Here is a 26,422-nt window from a genome sequence, read left to right as displayed (position 1 = left end):
AGTCCTCGGCGGAGCAACCCCACGTGAGATACTCCAGCAAATATTCAAACGTGGCGCATTAACCGCTTGATCCCGCCAGGTCTTCACCTATTACACGGATAAGGCCAGTGGTGGATCGCGTGAGCGCCCTGGACTTGATGAAGCAATGCGATATGTCCGTGCAGGAGATCAGCTTGTCGTCACGTCGATGGATCGGTGCGCGCGTTCACTGACGGATCTGTACGCCATTGTTGACGAGCTAGTCAGCAAAGGAGTGTCGGTGAAGTTCCTCAAGGAGGGACAGACCTACTCAAAAGACTCCACCCCGATCGCCAAGCTGATGCTAGGGCTGTTGGGTTTTGTTCAGTTGGGTAAGGCCGTGAAAGAGCTGGATCAACACCGTGAAATAGTTGAAAAAAATAACCCCGCAGGTTTCCCTGCGGGGTGTCGTTGTTAGAACGGTGCTTCGTCGTTGTCGGCGTCAGCGCCAGCCAGGGCGGCGTTCGCCGCCTCGCCTCCGCGACGGGCTGCGCGCGCAGCGGACTCTTTCTTGGAGTCGATCAGCTGCACGGTGTCGATACGGGCGACCAGCGGGTAGTGCTTCACACCGTCCTTGTCGGTGTAGACGTCGGTCTTCAGCGAGTAGCTCACTGCGACACGGTCGCCGGACCCGATGCAGCCGAACACGCCGGGGTTCTTCGCGTCCTGGACGTAGCCGGTCAGCTCCACGATCTCGCTTTCCACCTTGCCGGTGGCCTTGTTCTTGAAGGTGTTGCGCGCATAGACGCTGAGCTTCACCGTCGCACCGCCGTTTGCGTGCTCGAACAGCTTCGGTGCGCGAGCTGCGTTGCCGACGATGGTGCCGTTGTTGAAGGGGTTGGACATGATGGTTCTCCTTATGTGGGTGGGTGTGAATTGCCGTGCAATGTGGGTGTTGAAGCAGCTGCTTTGCTGCTGCGGGGGGTTGCGCTGTCGTTACAGCACTGCCCAGGGCAGCGGCGTGCCTGCCGCCTCTAGGTCGCGCAGTTCTTGTGCTGCACCCGGATCGGCGTCCTCGCCGTCGATGCCGTCGGCGAGCTGGTAGAGCAGTTCCAGGTCGGTGTGGGTGATGTCGCGCATCACGTGCCTCCTTGTTCGGATTGGTGGTCAATCCGTCTGTTGGAGACAGCTCTGCTGTCTAGGGGTCGCTCCCCTGCCTCGTTGAAGTGTCTGCTGTCGCAAGCCACGGCCGACGAGAAAAAAAGAAACCCCGTTGCATCGCTGCAACGGGGTGTGTGGTGCTACTCGGTGAACAAGATCGTGCGGGTCTTCTCGGCGCCCTCGCGGACGAGTTCGACCATCCGCTCGCCTTGGCCGATGTCGGTCAGCTTCGCCACCAACGACGGGAAGTTCTCGTCTGGCCCGATCTCGGTGGCTCGGTGCGCGGCCACGCCAGCTAGTCCCGGCTGGCCTGTGGCGTGCGCAAGCACGGCAACCGTGGTGGTGAGCTGCGCGCGCATCCCTGGCCAGCTGGTCGGGACAGCACGCATAACCTGCTCCGCGAACCGTAGGCCCGCCTGCGGGTCATCGAGCAGCGCCGCGAGCAGCGCGTCTCGCAAGCGCGGCGTGGTGAAGCATTTCAGCGCCGATCGAACAGCGCGCGTGCTCGGCTGGGTTATTCCTGCCGCCGCCTGCTCGTATTCACGCTGCAGCACGTCGGAGAACATGGGCGGGATATACGCCAGCGCGTCTTCGATGATGTCGGCGTGCTCGGCAGCGTCGATGCCGTGATCGGTGCTGTTCAGGCGTGCCTCGATGTCGTCTTTGCTCGGCTCCGGCAGCTCGCCGGTGTGCTCTAGCATCTGCCGCAGCGCCGCCGATGCGGCGACCTCGCCGACAACGCCGTGGCGCGGCTCGTCGATGAGCGGATGCTGGTACACAGACCACCACGCAGCCCCGGTGACGATCTCGGGCACTTGCACCACCCCGAGCAGCGGCGGTAGGTGCACTGCCCCACTAGTGAGATACGTGGCCGTCTCGTCAAAGACCGGCTGCGCAATGTCATCGCTGATCATGTACGCGATAACAGCGTCGAGTTCGAGGTGGTGGACCCACGCTGCGAACCGCTCGCGACTCTCGGTGAGCTTCTCCACGGCCTCGTCCAGATCGAACCGCGCGACCGGGCCGAGGCGGACGGTGTCGACGCCCTCGTCGTCGACGAAGAACGCGAGGATCAGCGAGTTGTTCGGGTAGAAGCCGAGGATGCCGGGGAGGTTCGCGAGGATCTCGCCGTGAGATGCAAGCGTGTGGGAATGAGTGGACATGGCAGTGCTCCTTTGCACGAATACGGGGTGAACGTGGTCAATCCCGTATTCAGTCCGGCTCTGCCGGTCGCAGGCGTATCCCCGCAGTGCAGTGCCTTTGTGCGCTCGGCGTCGCTAGCGCAGCCTGATGCTCGCTCGCTGGGTGCGAGCGCTAGCGACGCAGCATTGTTAGATCCCCGCGTCGCCGCTGGTTAAGCGTTACCTTTGGCGCGGTTGTGAGACTTGCACAGCAGTTCGCAGTTGCTTTCCTCGAACTGCCGACTCCCGTGGCGTTCCTTCGTTGCTGCCGTCCTAGCAATCACTAAGCAATGCACCGAAAACCTGCGCCGCGTCGTTGGAGCGTCGCAGTTCCGTTTGGTGCAGGATTTTGACCCTAGTGCACCAGCTAGTGCACCAAATGGCGATCCGATCACAAAATGAAGAAGGCCCCTACCAGCGTTTCCACTGGTAGGGGCCTTATCTTAGTAGCGGGGGCTGGATTCGAACCAACGACCTCTGGGTTATGAGCCCAGCGAGCTACCGAGCTGCTCCACCCCGCGTCGGGCGTTTATGTGATTATCGCCTGTCGCCGTAACCGGCAACGTGGAATTACTATACATACACCAACTAATAGCGCCAAACCTCCTGTTCAACGGTGGTTTGGCGCTATCGTTTTTGCTTTCAGGTGGCGCGCTGACGCGAGCCGTGCTTACCGGGCCTTACTGCGCCCGCTGGTACTCCTCCACCGCACGGTCCAGACGGTCGAGTGCGCGGCCGTACTCCTCGAAGGAGCCGTCGCGTGCGCTCTCCAGGTTGCGCAGGGCGTCGTTGATGTTGTTCATCGCCTCGTCCTTGTTCACCTGCGGAGCGTCGCTGTTCCCCTCCGGCTGGGCCTCGCCTTCCGGCTTCGCCTCCTGGTTCTCCCCTTCCGTCTTGGCGTCGCCGCCGGCATTCTCGTCCACAACGTCGATGTCCTGGGCAGCCTCCGAGTGGATGCCAACCTGGTCAAGCGCCTGGGAGATCGTCGGCGCGTAGCCCACCTGGCCGCGGTAGAACACCAGCACGCGCAAAAGCTTCGGGAAGGCGGATTCCTGGTCCTTGCGCTGCGAGTAGATCGGCTCGATGTAGAGGATCTCGCCGCCGCCCACCGGCAGGGTGAGCAGGTTGCCGTTCTTCAGGTCGTTGGTGCCCTCCCACAGCGTGCGGTCGCGGGCCACCTGGTCGGAAGACATCAGGGCGTCCTGCGCCTGCTTCGGGCCCTGGGTCTGCTTGTTCGTCGGCAGCACGCGCACGGTGATGTCGCCGTAGGTCTCCGGGTCGGAGGACACCGCCATGTGCGCGGACAGGAACTCGCGGTTCAGGCCGCGGAACGGGGTGATCAGCTGGAACGACGGCTTGTCCGTCTCCGGGTCCGCCGCCACCACGAAATACGGCGGCTGGTTCAGCTGGCCGCGGCCCTCAGGAGCGGTCGGGTCGTTCGGCACGGACCAGAAGGCGTCGTTGTTGAAGAACACGCCCGGGTCGTCCACGTGGTAGCGCGCCAACAGGTCGCGCTGCACCTTGAACAGATCCTCCGGGTAGCGCAGGTGCTCACGCAAAGAATCCGAGATGTCGGACGCCGGGCGCACCGTGTCCGGGAAGATGCCCTGCCATGCCTTGAGCACCGGGTCCGTTTCGTCGAAGGCGTAAAGCTCCACGGAGCCGTCGTAGGCGTCCACGGTGGCCTTGACGGAGTTGCGGATGTAGCCGACGTTGTCGGTGATCAAACGCTGGGTGGTGCCGTCCGGGTTCAGAGCGTCCTGGGTGGTGTCCTGCAGGGAGTTGCGCGTGGAGTACGGCATCTGGGACAGGGTGGTGTAGCCGTCCACGATCCACTTCACGCGGCCGTCCACCACGGCCGGGTAGGTCTTGGAGTCCGTGGTCAGCCACGGGGCGACCTTCTCCACGCGGGTGCGCGGGTCGCGGTCGTAGAGCACCTTCGAGTCACCGCCGACACGGTCGGACAGCAGGAAGTTCAGCTCCTGGTATTTCACCGTGTAGGCGAGGCGGTTGAAGATGTTGCCGATGTCCACGCCGCCCTTGCCGTCGTAGGTGTAGGTGGAGTTGTCCGTGTCGTACTCCACCGGGCCCTGGCCGGTCTCGCCCACAATGGCGTAGTCCAAGCCGTCCTCGGCAGAGGCGATCACCGGGCCGTAGTAGATGCGCGGCTCGTCGACCTTAATGCCCAACTCTTCCGCGTCCTCAGAGGCCTTTGCGGCGGCGTTGGACTGCAGGTCGGACACCGTGAAGATGGGCAGGCCGCCGCGGGTGGAGCCGGCGTCCTGCGCCGCCTCGTCCACAGTGTTGGCCTGCGCGGCCACAAAGCCGTTGCCGTGGGTGTACACCGTGTGGCGGTTAATCCAGTCGCGCTGGTTTTCACTCAGCGCGTTCGGGTTCATCTCACGGGCCGCAACCACGAAGTCGCGCAGCTCGCCGTCCACCTCGTAGCGGTCCATGGCCAGCTGATCCGGGAAGCCGTAGAAGTTACGCAGCTGCTGGTTCTGGGTAAACGTCGGAGAAATGATCTCCGGGTCCAAAAGGCGCAGGTTGGAAATCGTGGCCGCGTCGGAGGCGACATCGGAGTTAGAGGTGTCGCCGGCGCCCCAGTTGTCCAGGTAGGTCACGTTGTCGTCCGTAAGCCCGTACGCCTCACGGGTGGCCTCGATGTTGCGGCCGATGTACTCGTACTCCTTGGCCTGGCGGTTCGGCTTGACGGAGAACTGCTCCATCAGGGCCGGCCAGACGTTGCCGACCACCAGGGAGGACAGCAGCATGAGCACGGTGGCCATAACCGGGACGCGGAAGTCGCGGTAGACAATGGAGGCGAAGAACGCGGCCGCGACCACCACGGCGATGACGGTGAGGATGATCTTCGCCGGCAGCATCGCGTTGACGGCGGTGTAGGACGCACCGGTGAAGATGTCGTTTTCGCTGTAGAGCAGGTAGTAGCGCTCCAGCCAGTAGCTCACCGCCTTCAGCAGCATCCACAGGCCAGCAGTGACGGCAAGCTGGATGCGCGCGTTTTTGCTGATGTGCCCGGAGATGCCGGAGACTTTGTTGCCAATGCGGATGCCGCCCAGCAGGTAGTGGCCTACCGCTGCGACCAAAAACGCCACCAGAAGCAGCATGGAAAGCGTGTCCACCACCGCGGAAATGCCGGGCAGGGTAAACGCGTAGAAGCCCAAGTCCTTGCCAAACTGCGCATCGGTGGAGCCGAACTCGCCGCCGTTGAACCAGAGCATGAACACGCGCCACATGCGCTGGCCGGCCAGGCCGGACAGGATGGCCACGACAACCGGCACCCACACCAGCATGCCGCGAACGGACTGCTGCACCTGCTGGCGGTACTGCGCGGCCTGGTCGAACGGCGCGGCCTGCTCCTGGGTCCTGCCGCGCCACGCCAACCGGGCGGCAATCCAGGTGATCGCGCCGCCGAGCAGCGCAAAGATGATAAACAGCACCACGCGGACCAGGATCACGCGGTTAAACACGCCCCTAAAGTCCACCTCCCCGAACCACAGGAAGTCGGTGTACAGCCCGACTGCCATTGGCAGGAGGAAAAGAATGAGGCCCAAGACACCGATGGTGGTCATCAACCCCGTATTCGGTTTCTTGGCGCGTGGTTGTGGCCGATTGAGGCGGGTAGCCAAGCCTGCTCCTTAGGAATTAGTGTGTGCAACGCAGATAAGCTTCAAGCTTAAATAATCCAACGTCAAACTTGCCCGGAGGGTTCCCGTGCGCGAACAGCAAGCATTAAATAAGGCCATGATGGAGGCCGTCGAGTTCGTCCACGCGGAGGGGTGGGACGCTCCCCCGACACTGTTCGGCCTGGTGCCCACGCAGTTGCTTGTCGACGAGCTGGGCCACCTCGACGACTCTTCCCCGCTAACACTGGTGGTCCAAGACCTCCCAGAGCACATCCTGCCCGGCTCCGAGGAACTGGGCGAGTACGTCTCCCGCATCGCCTGGCCGCGCGAAGTCCAAGGCGTGATCCTGGCACAGGAGATCGTGTTCAAGGACGCCTCCGCTGGCGAGGACGCCGAGCCGCGCCCGGCACGCCTGTTCTCCGGCGTGCTGCGCGAAAAAGACATCGAACAGACGCTGCTTCAGCTGCGCCTGACCGATGAGGAGCTTGAGGAGCGCGGCGCGTTCGCCCAAGACGACATCGAGCTGCGCGGCGGGCCCGGCGTAGCCCCGGGTGTCGTGGCGGCGCTGCGCTACGGCCTCGAGCAGGACCCGGACGAGCTGGTTTAGTATGTCAGTTGTGTCTACTTCCCGCCCCTGGTCCCGCTCCGTCTCTCTCATCGCCGCCGCCACCGCCGCAGCGCTCACGCTAACGGCGTGCTCCAACGATTCCGACTCCGAGGATCCCGATACCCGCGCGCCGGAGATCACCTCCACGGAGACTCCGCCGAGCGAGCCGGAGCAGACCGGCCCCGAAACCGACACCGAGACCGACTCGGGCACCGAGACTGACACTGCGACGGTGACGTCGACGCGAAGCGAGACTGCTTCCAGCTCGCCCAAGTCGTCCACGACCGCCGCGTCCACGAAATCCTCGTCGAAGAAGACTGCTGCGGGCACGGCGGATGCGACGTCGACAAGCGGAAAGAAGCAGGAAACTGACTCGCTGGAGGAAGTGCGCGAGCGCTTTTCCACATTGGCCCCGGAAGAGTTCTTCGACCAGTTCGACGACTGCGCGGCGGGCGGTTTGAGCGGCTCTTTCGACTGCTCCGGCGAGGGCATCGGCCAGTTCCAATTCTTCGACTCCGACTCCAAGGCCGCCTCGACAACGCAGCTTCTCACCGAGCTGCGCTCCTCGCGCGTGGTAGAAGACAACGGCGACCGCGTGGTGGGCTGGTCCACGCTCGGCACCTCCGCGATCATCACCGTGGTGGACAACGAAGCCGGTCAGGTGATGCAGCAGCTGATCTCCACCGACCAGGAGGATCCGCGCCAGCGCATCTACGACCTGGGGTTGGCCAAGCAGTAACTACTCGCAGGCGGGCACATCGCGGCCTGCGGCGAAATCCTCCATCGCCTCAACGGCCTCGGCGAGGTTGTCCACCTTCGCCACCGTCATGTGCTCCGTTTCCACGCGTTTGACGGCGTCGCAGTTGCCGGCGGGCGCTAGGAAGAGCTCAGCGCCGTCGTCCTCTGCGGCACGGATCTTGTGGGTGATGCCGCCGATGGGGCCGACCTCGCCGTCCTCGTTGATCGTGCCGGTGCCCGCGACGAACTTGCCGCCGTTGAGCGCGCCCGGGGTGAGCTTGTCAATGACCGCGAGCGAGAACATCATGCCGGCGCTCGGCCCGCCGATGTCGTTGAGGTTGTAGTTCACGCTGATGCCGCCGGCCGGCTCGGAAGTCATGAGGATGCCCAGCATGGGCTGGCCCTTCTCGTGCGGGTTCTCCCCCAGCTCCACCGTCTCGGTGCGCTCGCTGCCGTCGCGCTCCACGGCGATTTCGATCGTCTCGCCGGGGGTCTTGGCGCGCACAGCATCCTGGACTTCCTGCGGCGTTTCCACCTTTTCGCCTGCGACGGCGGTGATCAGATCCTCCGGCTGCAGCACCCCCTCGGAGGCGCTGCCTTCCATCACGTCGTGCACCACCACCGTGGTGGGACGGTTTAAGTAGTGCATGGCCGCCACCGTCGCGGACGCCTCGGAGGCGACAAACGCCTGCTGGTTGACCTCGCGCACCTGGTCCTCGTCCAAATCCGGCGGCATGATCTGCTCCACCGGCACGATCGTGTCGTCCGTGGCAACCCAACGCCCCAGCGCCTGGCCGAGCGTCATGTTTGTGCGCACGGACACGGTGGTCATGTTCAGCTTACCGCCCGTGTCCAGCGTCTCTGCGCCCTCGATGTCCACGACCGGCTCGCCGCCGACCTCGCCGAGCGTGTCAAAGGTGGGCCCCGGTCCCTCCGCCGCGTACGGCACGGTCAGGCGGATGTCGGTGCCCGGGATGTGGTCCGCGGTCAGCGCACCTGCCAACAACACGACGGGAATGGACCCCCAGACCAGGGTCGACCACCGCCGGTTCCGTGCTTCTCGCGCTTTGGACATGGGCGCAGATTCTAGCGCAGGAGGCGCTGGACACTGTTGCTGGCTCTCAGCGAACCCATGAGCGTTGTGCCTGACTGTATTCTGGCTGGCATGACTAACGGATTCGGCTTTTCCTTTCCTAACGACTCGAACGATGACGGCGAAGGCGACGGCAACAATCGGGGCGGCGACGGAAACGGCCGCGGCGACGCGAACAACCCCTTTGCCGCATTCGGCTTCGGCGGAGGCCAGCCCGGCGGGGGCGGCTTAGGCGACGTGTTTAACCAGCTGGGCCAGATGCTCTCCGGCATGGGCTCGTCCATGAACGCCCAGGCGTCGGGCGACGCGGTGAACTTTGAACTCGCCGCGCGCATGGCGCGCCAGCGCATCGCCGGTGCAAGCCCGGTCTCCGAGGCGGACACCCGCGCGGCAGAGGAATCCCTGCGTTTAGTGGAGCTGTGGCTGGACGAGGCCACGGACCTGCCCGCAAGCGGCGCGAAGGCGCAGGCGTGGAACGCCGAGCAGTGGCTGAACCAGACCATGCCGATGTGGAAGCGACTGGTCAACCCCGTTGCGGAGCACATGAACCGCGCCCAGCTGGACTCCATGCCGGAGCAGGCCCGGGAGATGATGGGCCCGATGGCCGGGATGATGAACCAGATGAACTCCATGCAGTTCGGCATGAAGCTCGGCCACGCGCTGGGCGATCTGGCGCAGCAGGCGCTGACCGGCTCCGACTTCGGTCTGCCCGTCGCCCCCGCCGACACCGCCGCGATACTGCCGCGCAACGTCACCGAGATTTCCAAGGGACTGGACCTGGCGGGCCAGGAAGTGATGGTCTACATCGCCGCCCGCGAAGCCGCGCGCCAGCGCCTGTTCCGCCACGTGCCGTGGCTGGTGGAGCGCATCGTCTCCTCCGTGGAGGAGTACGCCGCAGGTCTTGAGATCGATACCTCCCACATCGAGGACATCGCCCGCAACCTCAATCTGGAAGGCGGCGACCCGCAGCAGATCCAGGAGGCGCTGCAGAACCTGCAGGGCGAGGACCTCTCCCCGCGCGTGGGCACCCGCAACGCCGGCGCCACCTCCCGCCTGGAAACGCTGATCGCCTTGGTGGAAGGTTGGGTCGACGTCGTGGTGGCCGAGGCTCTCGGCGAACGCATCCCGTCCACCCCGCAGCTGGCGGAGGCGTGGGCGCGCCGCCGCGCCACCGGCGGCTCCGCCGAGCAGGCCTTCGCCAACATCGTGGGCATCGAGCTGGGCGCGCCGCGCACCCGCGACGCCGCCGAGCTGTGGCGACGCATCGGCACCGCCGTGGGCACCGAGCGCCGCGACCAGGTGTGGAACCACCCGGACTTCCTGCCGTCCGCGGAGCACCTGGACAACCCGGCCGCGTTCATCGACACGCTGCTGGACGACGCGCCGGACACCGACTTCGACGACGAGTTTGCCAAGCTCGAGCAGGAGCTGCGCGACAACCCGGAGCTCAAGCGAGAAGACGGCGACGGCAAGGACGACGGCCGCGAGGACGGCACGGAACTTTAAGGGCGGTCCTCACCAAAGCGCTGGTAGGCCTCCAGGTAGCCGCGTGCGCGCTCCGCGTACGGCACCTTGTCCGCCCACTCGTAGAACTCTTTGCTGTGGTTCGGGATGAACGTGTGCGTCAGCTCGTGCACGATCACCGCGTCCAACACGTAATCCGGCACCTGCTTTAACCGGTCGCTGATCCGGATGTCACCGGTGGCAACCGTGCAGGAGCCCCACCTCGAGCGCTGGTTGGACACCCACCTGATCGAGCCGAGACGCGCCTGGCCGTCCAGGACGTGCTTATTCAGGGATTCGGCGCGCGTGCGCAAGGAGACGTCGTCACGCGGGCGCGCTTTTGTCTTGCGCTCGAGCTTGGCCAGCATCTCGGCCACCGCCTCGCGCTCTTGCGCGTCGGTGAAGTGCGCGGGGATGCGGATTTCCGCCACCCCTCCCACCAGCCGCGCCTGCACCGAGCGCGTCCTGCGCGCCGAGCGGATCACGCGGTACGGCGTCGAATTGTCCTGTGTTTGCCTGCCAGCCATGGCAATGCATTGTAGGATCCCGCATCGGGGGTGGATGCAGGGATGATCAACGACAACACGCGGGTGAAACTCGCCCACGGCGCGCACCCGTTTCTGCGCGCAGACAACGTCATGCAATTCGGCGCCGACGCCACACGCACGGGCCTGGTCACCACCGAGCACGCCAAGGACGTCGCGGCGCTGTTGGGCGTGCTCATGCGGCCGCGGCGACTGGGCTGGGTGGTGGAGCAAATTGCCTCGCTCATCGGCGCCGAGGCAGCCCGGAGCCTTACGGACGACTTGCTCAGCTACCGGGTGCTCGTACCGGCCACCAAGCCCGAGGTGCTGCTCGTCGGCCATGGACGGCTGGCGGCAGCGGTAACTGCCAGACTGCGCGAATGCGGGATAGATGTGCGCACGCAAGCGCGCAACGAGGCGTTGTCGAAGTTCCTCCTGCACAGCGAGAAGTGGGTGCCGGTGGCGGCGGTGAACACCACTGCCCAACTCGGCGAGCTCGCCGCGCTGACCCGGCAGCGCCAGGGCGCGGTGCTGCCAGTGACGCAGGTGGATGCGCGCGTGGTGATAGGCCCCGTGTGCGCCCGCCCTGGCCCGTGCCCGTTGTGCGTGCGCCTCTACCTTCTGGACCGGGACCCGAACTGGCCCGTGGTGGAGCAGCGCGCGCCGCTGAGCGTGCAGGGCGATCCCGTCCCAGCCGCGGCCGGCGCTGCTTTTGCCGCGGTGGCGCTGCGGCGTTTGGCGGGCGCGCCGGACCCGCCCGGGGTCTCCGCGCCGAAACCTGGTGCCGGGGTGCTCACGGTGGTCGACCCGTTCGCGCCGACACCTGTGTCCACTGCGACGCTGCCGCCCCACCCGGACTGCGCCATGTGCTTCTAAGCTTCGCGACGCCTCCGGGCACCCCCTTACCGGAACTGCCCCAGCACCTCGAGCACGCCGGCGCCGTAGTTGTCCACCTTCACCGGGCCCACGCCGGAGACGCCGAGCAGCTCGCGCTCGTCGGCGGGCATGGCCTCCGCGATGGACATCAGCGTCGCGTCGGTGAACACCACGAACGCCGGCTGGCCCGCTGCACGCGAGACGTCCAGGCGCCAGCGCTTCAGCGCGGCGTAGACGGCCTCGTCGAAGCTCGGCTCGCACTCCTCGTGGCGGCCCAGGGACTTCTCCGCGGGCGTGCCCAGCTGGTTGCCGCACACCCGGCAGCGCTTCGCGCGCTTGAGCCGCTGCGGGGATTGCTCCACCTCCAGCTCCGGCACCAGCCCGTCCAAGAAGCGCGAGCGAGTGCGGTTTTTGTGCCCGCCCTCCTGGCGCGCCAGCGACCACGACATGTGCAGGTGCTCGCGCGCGCGGGTCACGCCGACGTAGAACAGGCGGCGCTCCTCTTCGATCTGCTCGTCGCCCGCCTTGAGCGCGTGCGAGATCGGCAGCGTCTTTTCCACCAGCCCCACCAAGAACACCGCGTCCCACTCCAGGCCCTTCGCGGCGTGCAGGCTGGCCAGGGTCACCCCGTCCACCGCCGGGGGCTGCTTCGCCTCGGCGCGACGGCGCAGCGACCCCAGCACCTCCGCCATGGTGGAGGCCTCGCGGGTGCGCACGATCTCCTCGATCAGATCCACCAGCGCGCTCAAGGACTGCCAGCGCTCGCGTGCCTTCGCGCCCTCCGGTTCCTCCGGGGTCAGCCCCAGCGGGGCGAGCGCGGCACGCGCAATGCGCACCGGATCATCCGGCAGGTCCGTGCGCTTCGAGGCGCGCAAAAGCTGCGCGAACGCCTCCCGGATCTCCGAGCGCTGGAAAAAGCCCTCGCCGCCGCGGACCTGGTAGACAATCCCCTCTTCCGCAAGAGCGGCTTCAAACGCGGCGGACTGCGCGTTGATGCGGTACAAAATGGCGATCTCGCGGGCAGGGACGCCGTCGTTAAGCAGCTTGTGCACCTTCTGCGCCACCGCCCGCGCCTCCGCGGGCTCGTCGTCGTAGCCGTTGAACTGCGGCTCCGGGCCGTGGCCGCGCATGCCCTCAAGCTGCAGGCGGGTGCCGGCGATGCGGCCGGTGGCCTTGCCGATGACGGTGTTGGCCAGCTCCGTGATCTCCACGGTCGAGCGGTAGTCGCGCTGCAGCTTCACGACGGTCGCGTGCTCGTACGTGCGCGAAAAGTTCAAAAGGTAGTCCGGGGTCGCGCCAGTAAAGGAGTAGATGGTCTGGTTGGCGTCGCCGACCACCGTCAGGTCGTCGCGGGTGCCCAGCCAGGCCTCCAGCACCCGCTGCTGCAACGGGGTGACGTCCTGGTACTCGTCCACCACGAACGACTGGTACTGCGCGCGGAACTCCTCCGCCACCGCGGGCGCGTTCTCGAGCGCGCCGGCGACGTGGATGAGCAGGTCGTCGTAATCGATCAGCATGCCTTCGGGGCTGGTCTTCGCTTCCTCGTAGAAGCGGTAGACCTGGGCGACCTTCTGCGCGTCCGCCGGTGGCGTGCGCGGGGAATCGGCGATGCGCTGCACGTAGTCCTCCGGGCCGATGACCGAGGACTTCGCCCACTCGATCTCGCTGAGCAGGTCGCGCACCATTTCCTTGCCGGTGTCCAGGCCTGCGGCGCGGGTGGCGCGGGCGACAATGGGGAACTTGTTGTCCAGCACCCGCCACGGCAGATCGCCTGCGATCTGGGGCCAGAAGTACTGCAGCTGGCGCATCGCCGCGGAGTGGAACGTGCGCGCCTGCACCCCGCCGATGCCCATGGCGGTGAGGCGGTCGCGCATCTCGCCGGCGGCGCGTTTGGTAAACGTCACCGCCAGCACGCGGTTCGGTGCGATTTGGCCGCGGTCGATCAAGTTGGCGATGCGGTAGGTGATCGTGCGGGTTTTGCCCGTGCCCGCGCCGGCGAGGATGCACACCGGCCCGCGCGGCGCTTCCGCCGCCACACGCTGGTCTTCATCCAGCACGCTGAGGTCTATCGCCATGGGTGTGCTCCTTCCGGGGTGGGTGTGTGCGGTGTGTTCGGTGTGTCCGCCCAGTAGTCGATGAGTGCGCGGGCGATGGTGCCCTCCGCGGCGAGCGTGAGGGAATCCAGCTCGCCGCGGCTGGCCCACACAGTGCGGGTCAGCTCTCCGTCGGTGGGTGCTTGCGCATCGATATCCGCCGTGCGCGCCGCCATGCCGAGCATGAGCGCGCCGGAGAGCGGCCACGGCTGGGAGTGCACATAGCGCAAGTCGCTTACCCGGCGGCCGGTTTCCTCCCACACCTCGCGGGCAAACGCGGCCTCAAGCGTCTCGCCGACGTCCACGTAGCCCGCCACCAGGGTGAGGTAGCCGGGGCGGCGGGCGTTTTCCACCAGCAAGATCCGCTCACCCGCCGGGTCCTCCACTAAGCCGATCACGCACGGATCCAGCCGCGGGAAGATCGGCCGGCCGGTGGCGCCGCGCGCGACGATGCCGCCTTCGCCCCAGCGCACCTCGGAGCCGTCCGCCGGGTCGAAGCGGGTACGTTCGCGGGCGTTGACCAAACCGACGGCGCGGGCGGCCAGCGGGTGGCTGGCGTGGGTGCGCGCGTCCCCGGTCGCCCCGTGCGGCCCGGCAAGATCGGCCGCATCAACACCGTGCACCCGGGCCGCAGTGACCTCCCGTGTCACGTGCACGTGGGAGGAGGTTTCGGTGGTGGCCGGAGGTGCGTGAAAAAGCTTCGGCTCCCCGTCGTCGCCGAGCGGGAAGCGCCCGGCAGCATCGATGAGCAGGAACATCCAGCTAATCCCGGTTGGTAATTGCGCCGTTCATGCGCACGTACAGCAACCGGTCGCCCGGCTCGACCGTTTCCGCCTCGGGGGAATCGATACGGTAGAGCTCGCCGGATCGCACCACGCCCAGCACGATGTCCGCAAGGTGGCGGGGGTTCGCGCCGACCTCGTCGTCCGCGATCTGGCGCTCCGCCACGGCGAAGCCTTCGTCGGGGCTGAGCAGGTCCTCCATCATCTCCACCACCGGCGGGGTGACGGTTGCGATACCGAGCAGCCGACCCGCGGTTTCGGAGGAGACGATCACCGAATCCGCACCCGACTGCATGAGCAGGTGCTGGTTCTCGCTTTCGCGGACGCTGACCACGATCATCGCGCTCGGCGCCATCTCGCGCACCGATAGGGTGATCAGCACGGCCGTGTCATCCGACGACGGCGCGACAATGACAGACCTGGCGCGGCTGACCGCAGCCACGCGCAGCACGTCCGACTTGGTGCCGTTGCCGTGAACGGTGATCAACCCGCGCTTCTCCGCGACGGTGAGCGCGGCCGGATCCGGGTCGATGACCACGATCGACGACGGCGACGCACCGCCGGCGATCAGAGCGTCGATTGCGGAACGGCCCTTGGTGCCGTAGCCGATGACAATAGTGTGGTTACGCACGCTATTCCTCCACTGTTGGATCTGGAGCGTCTTGCGGGAATCCTCCGTGAGCACCGACAAGGTGGTGCCGACGAGGACCATAAGGAAGGCCACACGCGCTGGTGTGACCAGGAAGATGTTGACCAGGCGCGCCGACTGCGTCATCGGCGTGATGTCGCCGTAGCCGGTAGTAGACAGCGTCACTGCGGAGTAATACAGCGCGTCGATGAACGTCAACGGCTCGGAGTAGCCGTTGCGGTCTAGGTAGGCCACGAACGCGACAGCGATGATGAGCAGCAGCGCGTAGAAGAAGCGGCGGGCGATGAGCGACCACGGGGTGGCGCGCGCTGCCGTGGGGATGTTCACCACATCGAGCAGGCTGTGCACCGGGATCTCGGTGAGGTTGGTCGCGTCTGCGCGCAGCGACAACAGGCTCCGAAGCTTCATCCCTGCCGCTCCTCGCTTTCTCTTGCTATTTCTTCACCAGACGTGCCGGCTCTCGCGCCTCCGAGCATTGTCTCGAGCTGGTCGAGATCCGGCAAGGCGCGGGGCGCGAACGTCTCGCCGGTGCGCACGTAGAAAAATACCGCCCGCACCGGCTTGCCGTCACGTGCGATCCGGCGCCACGCCTCACGGTAGACCGCGAGCTGCAGCTGAGCCGATTCCATCGCGTCGCGGCCGGGCTTCTCGCCGGTCTTCCAGTCCACTACGACCCAGCCGTCGTCGTCGGCGAACACAGCGTCCATGCGCCCGCGCACGACCGAATCGCCCAGTGCCAGCTCGAAGGGGTGCTCGACGTACTCCGGCGTGCGCCCGGCCCACTCGCTGGCCTCGAAGTTGCGTTTGAGACGCTCCAGGACGGCGCGGTCCACTTCGGCCTCATCGTTGCCCGGCAGCTCGTCTTCCGTGAGCAGCGGGCGCGCACCGTAGAACTGCTCCAGCCACTCGTGGAACGCGGTACCGCGCTTGGCGTAGGTGTTCGGTTTAAACGGCACGGGGCGGCGGGCGCGGCGGGCGAACTGCTCCGGGTCCGCCTTCAGCGCCACCACGTCGGAGGCGGTGAGTTCCCCCGGCATGACCACCGGCACGTCTGCAGCTTGGGCGGCGTCGTGCTCCTCGATCAAGGCTGTGGCGTCGCGCTCCCAGAGCGAGTACAGCTCGCCTTCGGTGTAGTCCGGCAGCGAGTCCATGGCGGCACGGACCGCTTGAGCGGCCGCGAGGTCGTGTGCAGCAGGCAGGTAGTGGGGCCAGCGTCCGGACTCCGGTGCGGCCGCCTCCTTCTCGTTCGCTTCCTCTGCGATGTCAGGCTCGGTGCCGTCGTCCCAGACCACCACGCACTCCTCGGGCACCCGCTCGCGCATGGCGGCGAAGTGCTCATACGGTTCCGCCTCCCGAGCGACACCTTCGCGGCGGCGTGAGCCGGTGACCAGGAGTTTCTTCCCGGAGCGGGTCACCGCCACGTAGAACAACCGGGCAGCCTCCTCGGCCAGATCCCCGGCGACCTCCTTGAGCCAGGCCTTGCCGGCTTTCTCAAAGTCCGAGCGGTTCTCCACGTCCGCGAATACCGGGTAGACGTCCGGGTCGCCGAACGTTTCCGTCGGAAGGAAACGCGGGAAAGTGAGGAAGGTTTCCGTCTTGGACTTGTACGTCGCCGCGTCCGCGTGCAGCACCGCCACGGTGTCCCACTCCAACCCCTTGGCCTTGTGCGCGGTGAGGATCTGCACCCGGTCCTCTTTCACCGCCACCGAGCCCGGGGCCAAGCCGTCCTCGAAGCTGCGGGCGAGTTCGAAAAAGTGCAGCAACCCGTCCAGGCTCGCGCCCGGGTAGGCAGCGACCTCATCGAGCAACCGGTCCAGGTGCACTGCCCCGGTGGCGGAGCCGCGGGCGAGCACTTCGGTGCGGATGCCGAAGACGTGGATGATGTCGGCGAACAGGTCGCTTAAGCGCTTGCCCAGGCTATGTGTGCGCAGCCAACGCAGCTTCGCCGCGGTGTCCCGCATGCGCGCAAGGCCTTCCTCGCTGTAGCGTTCCGGCTCGCCAAGGTCTGCCAGGGCGTCCGTGAGTCCTTCGGGTTTGTCCGTGCTGGCGGAGATTTCCGCGGCGCGGGACACGAGCTCATCCAGCTGGGCGTGCAGGTGCTCCGCCGCATCCGCCGGGGCGGCCTCCGGCGGGGTGTCCAGCGCCGAGCCGTGCAGGTTGTTCGCGCGCGACGCCAGCGCCTGCAGATCTGCCAGGCCCAGGCCGACGGCCGGCCCACCGAGGAGGCGCAACGCAGCCGCGGTGTCGTCCGGGCGCACCAGCATCGTGGCGATGGCGACGGTGTCGGCGACCTCCGGGACGTCGAGAAGCCCGGCCAGGCCCACGATCTCGTAGGGCACGCCGCGCTCCTCCAGTGCCGCCGCCAAAAGCGGCGAGTGCCGGTTCTTGCGCACCAACGCGGCTGCGGAAAGCGCTCGTCCTTCCTGCACCGCCGCCTGGTATTCCTGCGCGAGCGCGTCAGCCACGTAGGCGATCTCCGTGTCCTGGTCCGGGAAGAAGCCCAGGGTGACGTCTCCGGCCTCCGCGGCTGGTCGCGCCTGAAGCGCAGCCACCGCTCGGTTCTCGGCGGTGCCCAGCACCGCGTCGGACACGCCGTTGGCCAGCTTCAGCACCTCAGGTGGGTTGCGCCAGGAGGTGGTCAGCTGCTTTTTCGGCGCCGGTCCTGCAGGCGAGGGGAAGTCCTCCACGAACGCGGCCAGGTTGGCCGCGGTGGCGCCGCGCCAGCCGTAGATCGCCTGCATCGGATCGCCCACTGCGGTCACCGTCAGCGACGGGTCCGCGCCCTCGCCGAACAGGCTGCGCAGCAGCACGCGCTGCGCGTGCGAGGTGTCCTGGTACTCGTCGAGCATGACCACGCGGTAGCGGGAGCGCTGCGATGCCCCCACCGTCTTGTGGTCCCGCGCCAGCTGTGCTGCCACGGACATCTGCTCGTTGAACGTGACCACGCCACGGCGGCGCAGCTCCGCCGCCAGCTCCTCCACCAGTGGCAGCATGTTCACGCGCATTTCCTGCTTGGAGCGCCAATTCGTGAGCACCTTGGTGAACTCCACGCGGGCACGCGGGGCCATGGGATAGGACTCAGTTTCTGCGAGGAAGTCGTGGGCGTGCCCGCGCACCCACTCGGGCGAAGCCAGCTCGTTTCCCATCGCCGTGGTCAGCGCCAACAGGTCCTCCACCACCGTGGACAGCGACGGGTTGGATCCCATCTCCGTGATCAGCCCGCCGGAGTAGTTGACCACCACGTCGGTGGCAATGGCGTGCAGCTCCGCGTCGGTGATCAGCCGGGCGTCCGGCTCCACCGGCACTAGTAGGCCGTATTCGCGAATCAGCTCGCCGGCGTACGAGTCGTAGGTGGACACCGACGGTGCGATCACCTGCAGGTTGTCTGCTAGCTCGCCGGACGGGTCCAGGCGGTGCACCAGATCGGTGTTGGCCGCGAGCGAGCCCAAACGGTCCCGGATGCGCTTGCCCATCTCCTGGGCGGCCTTGCGGGTAAACGTCAGGCCCAGAACTTCGTCCGGCCGGGCGTAACCGTTGGCCACCAGCCACACCACGCGCGCGGCCATGGTTTCGGTTTTGCCGGCGCCGGCACCGGCGACCACCAGTAGCGGGCCGGGCTCCGCGCCGATCACGGCGGCTTGCTGGTCTGTCGGCGGGTACTGCTGGCCCAGGTAGCGCGACAGCAGCACGGGAGACATCGGGGTGGGGTTAGACATGGTGGATCGTCGCTCCTTCCGGCTGGACTGGGCACAGCGCTCGCACAGCGCAGCGGTCACACTGCGGGCCGACCACGGCGAGCAACGTCGGTCCAGCGGTCTCCTCGGGCAGCCCGTCGAGTGCGGCGGCGAGCGCGTCCAGCTCGTCGGCGGTTTTCTTCGCCTGCTCGCGGGTGCTCAGCGTGGTCTTGTTGGCGTTTGGGTACACCAGTACCGCCCCGCCCACGGAAAGGGCATTTGCGCCGTCGCGAGCGGTGACGACCTTGCCGCCGTCGAACTCGCCGTGTGCAAGCGCCAGCTGGTAGGTGGCCAGCTGGGGGTTGTCCGCGGTGGCGTCGACGGTCGGCGGGTACGCGCTCGTTTTCAGGTCCACAATGTGCACCGCACCGCTGCTATCGCGCTCGAGGCGGTCCAGCCTGCCGCGGATGCGTACGTTGTCGCTGACCTGGACGTTCACATCCGCCTCCACGGCGACCTGCTCAAACGCCCCGCGGCTGGCCTGCAGCCAGCCCTGGGTGCGCTCGAGCATGGCCCGGAAGTCCGCGATGTCTCGCTCGACCTTCCACTCCGGGGCGTTATCCGCAGCCCGGCGCGCCGCCACGGTCGCATCCAGCGCCTCGGTGTCGTCCATGCCGTTGCCCAGCGCTTCGAAGTAGGCGTGCGCCATAGCGCCGTAGATCATGTCCAGCGATTCGTCCAGGCCGGACATCCGCTCCAGCACCGCCTGCATGGGGCATGCGAGCAGCTTTTCCACCCGCGACGGCGACAGCGCCGGCGAGACGTCGAGCGGTTCGCTGGTGGAAGGCTCCGTGGTCGTCCACCACTGCGCAGGGTCCGCCCCCAGCACGCCTGCGTCCGCTAAACGCGCGAGTTGGCGCGCCGCCTGGCTGCGCTCTGTTTCGGTGGACGCAGGGTCCACCAGCACGCGGCGGAACTCGGCGATCAGGTCGTCGTGCGCGAGCACGCGCACGACCGCGCCGGCGTCCTCGGCGTCAGCGGCAGTGCCAGTGGTTTGCCCGGAGATCCGGGAGGCGTCCGCGGACGAGCCCGCGATGCTCACTGGGCGCGGATGCACGCCATAGTCCCGGCAGAATTCCTCCACGAACCTGGATCGCTGCTCCACTTCTTCACCGTCATCGCTTTCCACGGCGGTGACCAGGAGCTGGTCTGTGGCGCGGCTGGTTGCCACGGTAAACAGGCGGCGCTCCTCCACCAACCGCTCGTTGATGTGGGAGACGGGCACGCCGGGGTCGACGTCGTTGTCGATGAGGTCCACCAGGTCTTCCTGGCGGAACAGCGACCCGGTCTCCCCTAGGCTCGGCCAGGTCAGCTCCTGCACGCCAGCTACGACCACGCGGCGGAACTCGCGGCCCACCGCACCGTGGGCGGTAAGCAATGCGGCGGCGTCCGGGGTGGCGTTTCGGCGGTCGCGCACGCCGGTGGGCAGCTCCTGCTCGGTAATCGAGGCGACGAAGGATTCGATGCCCGCGCTGGGCCTGCGCTCCGTGTGGTCTCCTGCCGCGTCGAACAGCGCCATCACGGCGTCGAGATCCCTGTCCGCCTGCGAACCAGTCGCGCCTCCTCGCAGCGCAGACGCCAGCAGACGGTTAGCCAAGCCCGTGGCGTGCCAGAGTGCCCACAGCACTTCCTCCACCGTGCCGCCGTGAGCAAGCACATTGCGCCCGGCATCGAGTACGTCGCGCACACGGTGCAAGATGTCCAGCTCGCGGTCCGTGAGCACGGTGCCGAAATCCGGCAGCCCGGTCGGAGTGAGAAGCAGCTCGCGCAGGCTTTCCTCCGCGCGAGCCTCCGGCGACCAGCGGCGCAGGCCGCGCAGTAACCTGCGCAGCGTCACCGGGTCAGCGCCGCCGACGGGGCTCAGCAGCAGGTCGCGCCACTCGGTGGGTTGGAGTTCCTCATACAGCGCACGCACGCCGAGCAGCAGCGCCGAAACAATGCGCTGCTCCCCCAGCACCAGGTCGGTGGGGTTGAGCGCGACCGGCACCCCGGCGCGCAGCAGCGCGCGCCGCATCGGCTCAAGCAGCGGCGTGGAGCGCACCACCACCGCCATGTCGCGGTACGCCACGCCCTCTTCCAGGTGAGCGCGACGCAGCGTGTCCGCCACCAGGGAAAGCTCCGCCGCACTGGACTCTGCAATCGCCGCTGACCGCACTGGCGTCCTACGGGTGGACCCGAGGTCGATCACCTCGTGATCCAGCCCGCCTAAGTCCTGGAAGAATGCCGGGGAGGCGCCGCGGAAGTGGAACACGGATTGCTCTAGATCCCCGCCGACGACGCCGAGGTCCGCCTGCTCCAACAGCTTTTGCACCAGTGCCGCGGATGCCGGCGCCAGGTGCTGCGCGTCGTCCACTATCACGGTATGCCAGGTTCGCGGCAGCTCCACCCCAAGCGCGGCCGCGATCAACTCCGACGCCGACAGGCGGTGCGCGCCGGACAGCGCCATCACCTGCTGGTATTCACGCAAGAAATCGCCCGAGGCGGACCAGATGCCGATGTCGTGGCGCTGGCCCAGCTCCACCAGATCCTCCGGGCCCTGGCCGCGCTCAATGGCACGCAACAAAAAGTCCCTCAACTGCCGCGCAAAACCCACCATGGGCAGCGCCGGGCGCAACTCTTCAGGCCAGGTGCCGCCGGCGTCTTCGGCGTGGCCCTGCAGCAGCTGGCGGATCACCGCGTCCTGCTCCGCGCCGGAGATCAACCGCAGCTCTTCGTCCATCTGCTGGCGCACCAGCGCGAACGCGAGCGAGTGCACGGAGCGCACCACCGGCTCGTCGGAGACAAACCCGGAGGCGGCAAGCGTGTCCGCTAGCTCCGCGCGCAGCCGCGCGCCGGTCTCCTTGGAATCCGTGAGCACCAGCACCCCGCCCGGGCCGTGTTCCGCCTCGCTGCCTGCGTGCCTGCGCATCGCAGCTGCGGCGGTGTCCAGCAGGAAGCTCGACACTCCCGAGCCCGGCTCTCCGGTCACCTTGTACAGGCCTTGCTGGGGCAGCTCAACCGGCCATTCGCGTTGCGTGTCTGGGCGCGTGCGCGGCACGAGGTAGGCCTTCGGCTCGAGTACCGCCGGGGGCACGGGAGAGGGTCTGGTGGAAGTCATGCCGTTGATTGTGTCACTCACTCCGACACGAGCGCCTGATCAATCCCCTCAGCCATCGAACGTATGTCCGAACCCGCAGCTCTCGCGCAGGCCACGCGGTACTCCAGCGCATGGCCTGCGAGCTCCCGCAGACCCGGCACGTGCGCCCACCGGTCAAGCACGGCCACATCGCAGGCCTGGGCCAACAGCCCGTCCACAATCACCAACGCCGCGGTAAAACCGCGGGGGCGCTTGCTTGAAGACGGCACAAGGTCCGTCAACGTCGGCACCATATCCCCAGAAAAGAGCAGGCAGGACGCAAAGTCCATGTGCGCCACAACGTCGCCCGGCTGCGGGGTGTAGTCGCGCCACACCGCTCGCTCCGCTGTCGCGAAGGCGTCGCCACGGTCCGCCGTCGGCGCGTCGACGCCGGCCATCGCCTCGTCGTAACGCAGGGCGGCGGACACGGCTTCATCGATACGCGCGAGCACCCGCCCTTCAACGAACTCGCTGGCTTTGAAACCGCCGACGACCAGGCGGCCGTCGGTGGCGCGCACCGGGCGGGACACCGCGATGCCTGCGCCGAACTCGCCAGCATGGTCGCGGGCCTTGCCGGACCAGGCGGCCGTGTCGCTCGCCTCGGAGACCACGACCCGGCCGAAGCGGACACCGTTGTCCCACTCCGGGCCTACAGGTATGCCTGCCCGGCCGTCGAGCTGGAACGCCGACAAAACATGTCCGGGGATGTGCTGTGCTGTGTGCTGCGCCACCGCCTGCCCCCTACAGCGCCGCTGGACGCGGGTAGGGCCACGGGTTCGGCCGGCACGTGTCCGGGTTGTCCGGGTAGTTGTCTTCCGGGCTCATCTGATGCAACTGCGCATTGTTCATGCTCAGGGTCTGCTGCATCATGACCGGTGCCAGCGCGTTCGGCTCCGGACACGGGACGTGCTCCGCAAAGCCCACGGCGTGGCCCACCTCGTGGTTGATCAGGTACTGGCGGTAGCTGCCCAGATCGCCCTGGAACGGCACAGCGCCGCGCACCCAGCGCGACTCGTTGAGCAGCACCGTGTCCTCGCCGGTGATGCGGGTGCGGCAGCTGGTTTCGGTGCCGATCTGCACACCGCACAGCTCCGCGGTGGTCTCTAGCGAGGTCAGACGGATCTTCAGCGACGGGTTGTCGTTGACACTGACGTGTTCGAAGCGGAAACGCGGGTCGTTGGTCCAACCGCGTGGATCGCTCAGCGTCGCGTCGACCATGTGCGCAAACGCATCATCCCCGCCGTAGCCGGAGGTGTCGATACCGTCCTCGACCTCCACGGCGAAGCGAACCACGAGTTCGGTGCCCTCGCCGACGCTCATGCCCGGTGCGCCCACCTCGTGGTACGTGCCAGCACCGGTAGTGGTGTACGGCCCACCCGGCGGCAGATCGTGGGGATCAAACTCCCCTTCCGCGATCTTCGCCGGTTCCAACGGCTTCGCGCCGCCCTCCGGATCTTCCCCGCCCTCCGCGGGCGAGGCGGCTGCGGAATCTTCCGTCTCAGCGGAAGAACCGGTAGCCCCCACCGCGAGGTCCTCCGGGTTTTGGAACATGTTGATCAGCACAAAAACGGTGATCACGGCCAGCACGGGGATAGCGTAGGCACGCCAGCCGTACTCCTGCGCAAACGCGACAAGCTTGCTATCGCCTGCTTCGGCGTGCGCCGCGCGGGACGCGGGCCACCGTGAGGCGTCGAAAAGCTTCCCGCGCTTTTGCGGGCGTTTCTCAGAACGGCGGGGCGCACGAGCAGGATCAGCGTCCTCGGATTCGAGTTCCCAGCTATCAAACCAGTCGCCGAAATCATCGTCGTCTATGTCACGGACGTCGAATTCGCCATCGCTGGGGCGGCGGTGCGCTCCGCGGCCACCCTCGATCGAGTCGCCGCGGCGGGCGTCCCGCTCATGTGCGCCGTGCCGTTGTGCCATAAATGCGTAATTTAGCGCATGAACCCGACGGATCGGGCTGCGGCAGTACCCTGCTCCACGTACACGATGCGGTCGGTGCGGATGAGGTAAACCCGGCCCTTGTCGTCCTCCACCTTCAAGGTGGCCTGGCCGCTGTCAACGGCCTGCTCAACGGTGGCGATGATGTCGTCCTGCCCCTCCGGCAGCTTGATCGTCAGTTCGCGGGGGCTGTCTGCAAGACCGATCTTGATATCCATAGCGCCATTGTAACGGCCTGTAGTTAAGATGAACGCGTGCCCTATTCAGCTGAGAGTGAACACAACCGCGCCTCAACTGGCGCCCCGGCCGGCGAGAAATCTCAGCCGCCGACGTTTGCTCAGCTGGGTGTCGCCGTCGAAATCACCGATGCGCTGGCGCAGCGCGGCATCACTCGCCCCTTCTCCATCCAGGAGTTGACGCTGCCCCGCGCACTTGCAGGCCGGGACATCATCGGCCAGGCCCGCACCGGCATGGGCAAGACGTTCGGCTTCGGCGTGCCGCTTGTAGACCGTGTTTTTGACGACGCGGACATTGACGAGCTCGACGGCACCCCACGCGCGCTGGTGCTGGTGCCCACCCGCGAGCTTGCCGCGCAAGTGGGCGACGACCTCACCTTCGCCGCCTCCCAGACGCCGGTGCGCCTGACCACGATCTACGGCGGCCGGCCCTACGAGGACCAGATTGCGGCGCTGGAAGCGGGCGTGGACGTTGTCGTCGGCACGCCCGGGCGCCTGATTGACCTGTACGAGCGCGGAGATCTCACCCTTTCCACTGTGGCGATTCTGGTGCTCGACGAGGCTGACGAGATGCTGGACATGGGCTTTCTGCCCGACATTGAAAAGCTCTGGGCGGCGGTGTGCGATGACGCGCAGACGATGCTGTTTTCGGCCACCATGCCGGGCCCGATTCTGACGCTGGCGCGGGCGAAGATGAACAAGCCGGTGCACATCCGCGCCGAGTCCGCCGACGCGCCGCGAACCCACGACACCACCCGCCAGGTCCCCTTGAAGTCCCACCGCATGGACAAGCCCGAGGTGGTTGCGCGCATCCTCCAGGCCCGCGGCCGCGGCCGCACCATCATTTTCGCCCGCACGAAACGCTCCGCCGCGGAGTTGGCGGAGGATCTCGCCCAGCGCGGCTTTACTGTGGCGGCGGTCCACGGTGATCTTGGCCAGCGTGCGCGTGAGGCGGCGCTCGATGCGTTTCGCCGCAGTTCGGCCGACATTCTCGTCGCCACCGACGTCGCTGCCCGCGGCATTGACGTTGAAGACGTCACCCACGTGATCAACTTCCAAACGCCGGATGACCCAATGACATACGTGCACCGCATCGGCCGCACCGGCCGCGCTGGCAAGAAGGGCACGGCCGTGACGTTGGTGGGCTACGACGAGGTACGCAAGTGGCAGGCGATTAACGACGAGCTTTCGCTAGATGCCCGCGAGCTGCCCGAGTGGTTTTCCACCTCGCCCGAGTTGCACGAGGCGCTGAATATCCCGGACTCGGCTACTGCACGAGTGGGGCGCCCGCGTAAAGTGCTCGGAGCACGCCCAGCACGAGCCTCAGGAAGGAACCGGCGATGAATTCTCCTCTGCGTCGCACCCGCGGCGATTTGATCGCTACCGGAGTGATCGCAGGTGTCTCAGCGCTGCTTTTGGGCACTGCCTTTCTCACCGCCCCCGCGCGCGACGCACACTTGGTTGCTGCTGAAGAAGAGCAGGAGGACTACGGCCAGCTCGCCGTGGTGCCGAGGTCGTTCAGCGAGGGGTTTTCCCTGCCGGATACATCTGGCCGCGACCAGCCGTTGGTGGCCGGCGGCATGGTGATCACCTACAACGACAACACCCTCTCCGCCACCACGCCGGAGGGTGAAACCGTGTGGACGTACGAGCGGCCCAACGAGCTGTGCCTGGTGGACCAGGCCTGGGGCAAGGTTGTGGCAACCTACCGCGACAACGCGGGCTGCGGCGACGTGGTGGCCATCGACGCGAAGACCGGCAAGTACGCCGGCACACGCTCGGCCATCGCGCCGGACAAGGTGGTGCGTTTGGCTTCAAATGACCGTGTGGGCTACGCCAGCTCCGAGCGCGCCGAGGTGTGGCGCTCTGATCTGGTGCGCACCGTGGAGTACGGGCACGTGGAGGCGAAGCAAGAGCCGGACATGCAGCCCAACGAGTGCACCATCACGTCTGCACTGACCCGCACGGAGCTCGTTGCCGTCACTGAAATCTGCGACGACGGCGCGTTTTTGCGCCTGCAGGAGGCTACGCCGGAGGATTCTCGCAAGCCCGAGGTGCTCGCCGACGTGGAAATCAGCCCGGACGCGTACCTGGTGTCTATCTCCCAGGACGCGGCCGCGGTCTATGATCCGACCACTTCCGAGGTGCGCGGCTACAACACGGAGGGCACCAACATCAGCTCCTCGTCGGTGCCGCAGATGGACAGCCCGGAGCTCGGCCCGGACGGCATTGTGAAGAACCTGCCTGTGGCTGACTTGCCGCACCACATGACGTACTGGGAGAACAACTCCCTGCTGCTTATGGAGCCCGCAGCGCTCGCCGTCACGGGCGTTTTCCAGGGCGCGCTGGGCACGGGTTTCTCCGCGGGCGAGAAGCTGCTCTACGCCTCCGATAACGGCATTGCCGTAGTGGATTGGGACAAAAACGCTGTGGACAAGATCATCCCGGTCGACCGCGGCGGCTACTCCGGCCCGGTGCACATCTCCTCTGCCGGCGCCACCGTCGTGGAAAAGCGCGGCGACGAAGTCGTTGTGATGAAGGCCAACACCTAACGCATCGGCCATACCACCTTTGAGCGCGGCGC

Annotated in this window: 20 protein-coding genes, 1 tRNA gene and 1 pseudogene; 7 read left to right on the top strand and 15 right to left on the bottom strand. The window is 66.8% G+C overall.

Annotation, left to right across the window (positions count from 1 at the left end):
- Positions 1-139: 139 nt before the first annotated feature.
- Positions 140-436: pseudogene (locus tag NUW87_RS09785) on the top strand (recombinase family protein); the annotation flags it as partial.
- Here NUW87_RS09785 and NUW87_RS09780 read toward each other — a convergent pair.
- The 5 genes from NUW87_RS09780 to NUW87_RS09760 form a co-directional block, all read right to left on the bottom strand.
- Positions 433-864, bottom strand: a complete 432-nt coding sequence (locus NUW87_RS09780) for a single-stranded DNA-binding protein (RefSeq protein WP_034997554.1) — start codon at positions 862-864, stop codon at positions 433-435. The pseudogene NUW87_RS09785 and the gene NUW87_RS09780 overlap by 4 nt on opposite strands.
- Before the next feature lie 90 nt (positions 865-954).
- Positions 955-1,098: a hypothetical protein gene (locus NUW87_RS09775; RefSeq protein ID WP_016456431.1), complete on the bottom strand. Its 144-nt coding sequence runs from the start codon at positions 1,096-1,098 to the stop codon at positions 955-957.
- A 161-nt stretch (positions 1,099-1,259) separates the two neighbouring features.
- On the bottom strand, positions 1,260-2,282 hold the full coding sequence (locus NUW87_RS09770) for a DUF4192 domain-containing protein (protein WP_034997552.1): 1,023 nt from the start codon (positions 2,280-2,282) through the stop codon (positions 1,260-1,262).
- A 465-nt stretch (positions 2,283-2,747) separates the two neighbouring features.
- Positions 2,748-2,821, bottom strand: a tRNA-Met gene (locus NUW87_RS09765).
- A gap of 159 nt (positions 2,822-2,980) precedes the next feature.
- Positions 2,981-5,893 (bottom strand): UPF0182 family protein, encoded by a 2,913-nt coding sequence (locus NUW87_RS09760; protein WP_377734723.1) that lies wholly within the window; start codon positions 5,891-5,893, stop codon positions 2,981-2,983.
- A 172-nt stretch (positions 5,894-6,065) separates the two neighbouring features.
- Between NUW87_RS09760 and NUW87_RS09755 the strand changes: the two genes are divergently transcribed.
- Together NUW87_RS09755 and NUW87_RS09750 are read left to right on the top strand one after the other, a co-directional pair.
- Positions 6,066-6,554: a PPA1309 family protein gene (locus NUW87_RS09755; protein WP_269028305.1), complete on the top strand. Its 489-nt coding sequence runs from the start codon at positions 6,066-6,068 to the stop codon at positions 6,552-6,554.
- Positions 6,555-6,564: 10 nt separating this feature from the next.
- Positions 6,565-7,293 (top strand): hypothetical protein, encoded by a 729-nt coding sequence (locus NUW87_RS09750; RefSeq protein ID WP_269028301.1) that lies wholly within the window; start codon positions 6,565-6,567, stop codon positions 7,291-7,293.
- Here NUW87_RS09750 and NUW87_RS09745 read toward each other — a convergent pair whose 3' ends face one another.
- The gene (locus NUW87_RS09745; protein ID WP_269028300.1) at positions 7,294-8,367 is read right to left on the bottom strand and encodes a YlbL family protein; all 1,074 of its coding nucleotides are present in this window, start codon (positions 8,365-8,367) and stop codon (positions 7,294-7,296) included. It lies immediately after the preceding gene.
- Between the two features lie 90 nt (positions 8,368-8,457).
- Here NUW87_RS09745 and NUW87_RS09740 point away from each other — a divergent pair, with 90 nt between their 5' ends.
- On the top strand, positions 8,458-9,891 hold the full coding sequence (locus NUW87_RS09740; protein ID WP_269028299.1) for a zinc-dependent metalloprotease: 1,434 nt from the start codon (positions 8,458-8,460) through the stop codon (positions 9,889-9,891).
- On the opposite strand, the gene NUW87_RS09735 is transcribed toward NUW87_RS09740, so the two are convergent.
- Positions 9,888-10,415 carry a M48 family metallopeptidase gene (locus tag NUW87_RS09735; protein WP_269028298.1) on the bottom strand — a complete coding sequence of 176 codons (528 nt, stop codon included), beginning with the start codon at positions 10,413-10,415 and terminating at the stop codon, positions 9,888-9,890. The two genes, NUW87_RS09740 and NUW87_RS09735, sit on opposite strands and share 4 nt — an antisense overlap.
- A 42-nt stretch (positions 10,416-10,457) precedes the next feature.
- Here NUW87_RS09735 and NUW87_RS09730 point away from each other — a divergent pair, with 42 nt between their 5' ends.
- The gene (locus NUW87_RS09730; RefSeq protein ID WP_269028297.1) at positions 10,458-11,288 is read left to right on the top strand and encodes a hypothetical protein; all 831 of its coding nucleotides are present in this window, start codon (positions 10,458-10,460) and stop codon (positions 11,286-11,288) included.
- A gap of 26 nt (positions 11,289-11,314) precedes the next feature.
- Here NUW87_RS09730 and NUW87_RS09725 read toward each other — a convergent pair whose 3' ends face one another.
- The 8 genes from NUW87_RS09725 to NUW87_RS09690 are packed head-to-tail and all read right to left on the bottom strand — an operon-like array spanning position 11,315 to position 23,820.
- Positions 11,315-13,363 carry an ATP-dependent DNA helicase UvrD2 gene (locus NUW87_RS09725; protein WP_269028296.1) on the bottom strand — a complete coding sequence of 683 codons (2,049 nt, stop codon included), beginning with the start codon at positions 13,361-13,363 and terminating at the stop codon, positions 11,315-11,317.
- Positions 13,354-14,139, bottom strand: coding sequence for an NAD(+) diphosphatase (locus NUW87_RS09720; protein ID WP_269028295.1), 786 nt, complete (start codon positions 14,137-14,139; stop codon positions 13,354-13,356). The genes NUW87_RS09725 and NUW87_RS09720 overlap by 10 nt, the downstream gene beginning before the upstream one ends.
- Before the next feature lie 4 nt (positions 14,140-14,143).
- Complete coding sequence (locus tag NUW87_RS09715) at positions 14,144-15,220, bottom strand: potassium channel family protein (RefSeq protein ID WP_239218495.1); 1,077 nt, start codon at positions 15,218-15,220, stop codon at positions 14,144-14,146.
- Positions 15,217-18,528, bottom strand: a complete 3,312-nt coding sequence (locus NUW87_RS09710) for an ATP-dependent helicase (protein ID WP_269028294.1) — start codon at positions 18,526-18,528, stop codon at positions 15,217-15,219. The genes NUW87_RS09715 and NUW87_RS09710 overlap by 4 nt, the downstream gene beginning before the upstream one ends.
- Complete coding sequence (locus NUW87_RS09705; protein ID WP_269028293.1) at positions 18,521-21,643, bottom strand: ATP-dependent DNA helicase; 3,123 nt, start codon at positions 21,641-21,643, stop codon at positions 18,521-18,523. Before NUW87_RS09705 ends, NUW87_RS09710 begins: the two co-directional genes overlap by 8 nt.
- A gap of 17 nt (positions 21,644-21,660) precedes the next feature.
- Positions 21,661-22,392: a hypothetical protein gene (locus NUW87_RS09700; RefSeq protein ID WP_269028292.1), complete on the bottom strand. Its 732-nt coding sequence runs from the start codon at positions 22,390-22,392 to the stop codon at positions 21,661-21,663.
- A gap of 10 nt (positions 22,393-22,402) precedes the next feature.
- The gene (locus NUW87_RS09695) at positions 22,403-23,584 is read right to left on the bottom strand and encodes a DUF3152 domain-containing protein (protein ID WP_336296921.1); all 1,182 of its coding nucleotides are present in this window, start codon (positions 23,582-23,584) and stop codon (positions 22,403-22,405) included.
- Between the two features lie 11 nt (positions 23,585-23,595).
- Positions 23,596-23,820 carry a DUF3107 domain-containing protein gene (locus NUW87_RS09690; RefSeq protein WP_034997535.1) on the bottom strand — a complete coding sequence of 75 codons (225 nt, stop codon included), beginning with the start codon at positions 23,818-23,820 and terminating at the stop codon, positions 23,596-23,598.
- A 36-nt stretch (positions 23,821-23,856) separates the two neighbouring features.
- On the opposite strand from NUW87_RS09690, the gene NUW87_RS09685 reads away from it, so the two are divergent.
- Together NUW87_RS09685 and NUW87_RS09680 are read left to right on the top strand one after the other, a co-directional pair.
- Positions 23,857-25,182 carry a DEAD/DEAH box helicase gene (locus NUW87_RS09685; RefSeq protein WP_377734714.1) on the top strand — a complete coding sequence of 442 codons (1,326 nt, stop codon included), beginning with the start codon at positions 23,857-23,859 and terminating at the stop codon, positions 25,180-25,182.
- Complete coding sequence (locus tag NUW87_RS09680; RefSeq protein WP_269028291.1) at positions 25,179-26,390, top strand: Rv3212 family protein; 1,212 nt, start codon at positions 25,179-25,181, stop codon at positions 26,388-26,390. Before NUW87_RS09685 ends, NUW87_RS09680 begins: the two co-directional genes overlap by 4 nt.
- Positions 26,391-26,422: the final 32 nt, after the last annotated feature.

The sequence above is a fragment of the Corynebacterium pilbarense genome (assembly GCF_026930265.1).
In the GTDB taxonomy this organism is placed as follows: domain Bacteria; phylum Actinomycetota; class Actinomycetes; order Mycobacteriales; family Mycobacteriaceae; genus Corynebacterium; species Corynebacterium pilbarense.
This window is presented reverse-complemented; position numbering and strand designations above follow the sequence as displayed.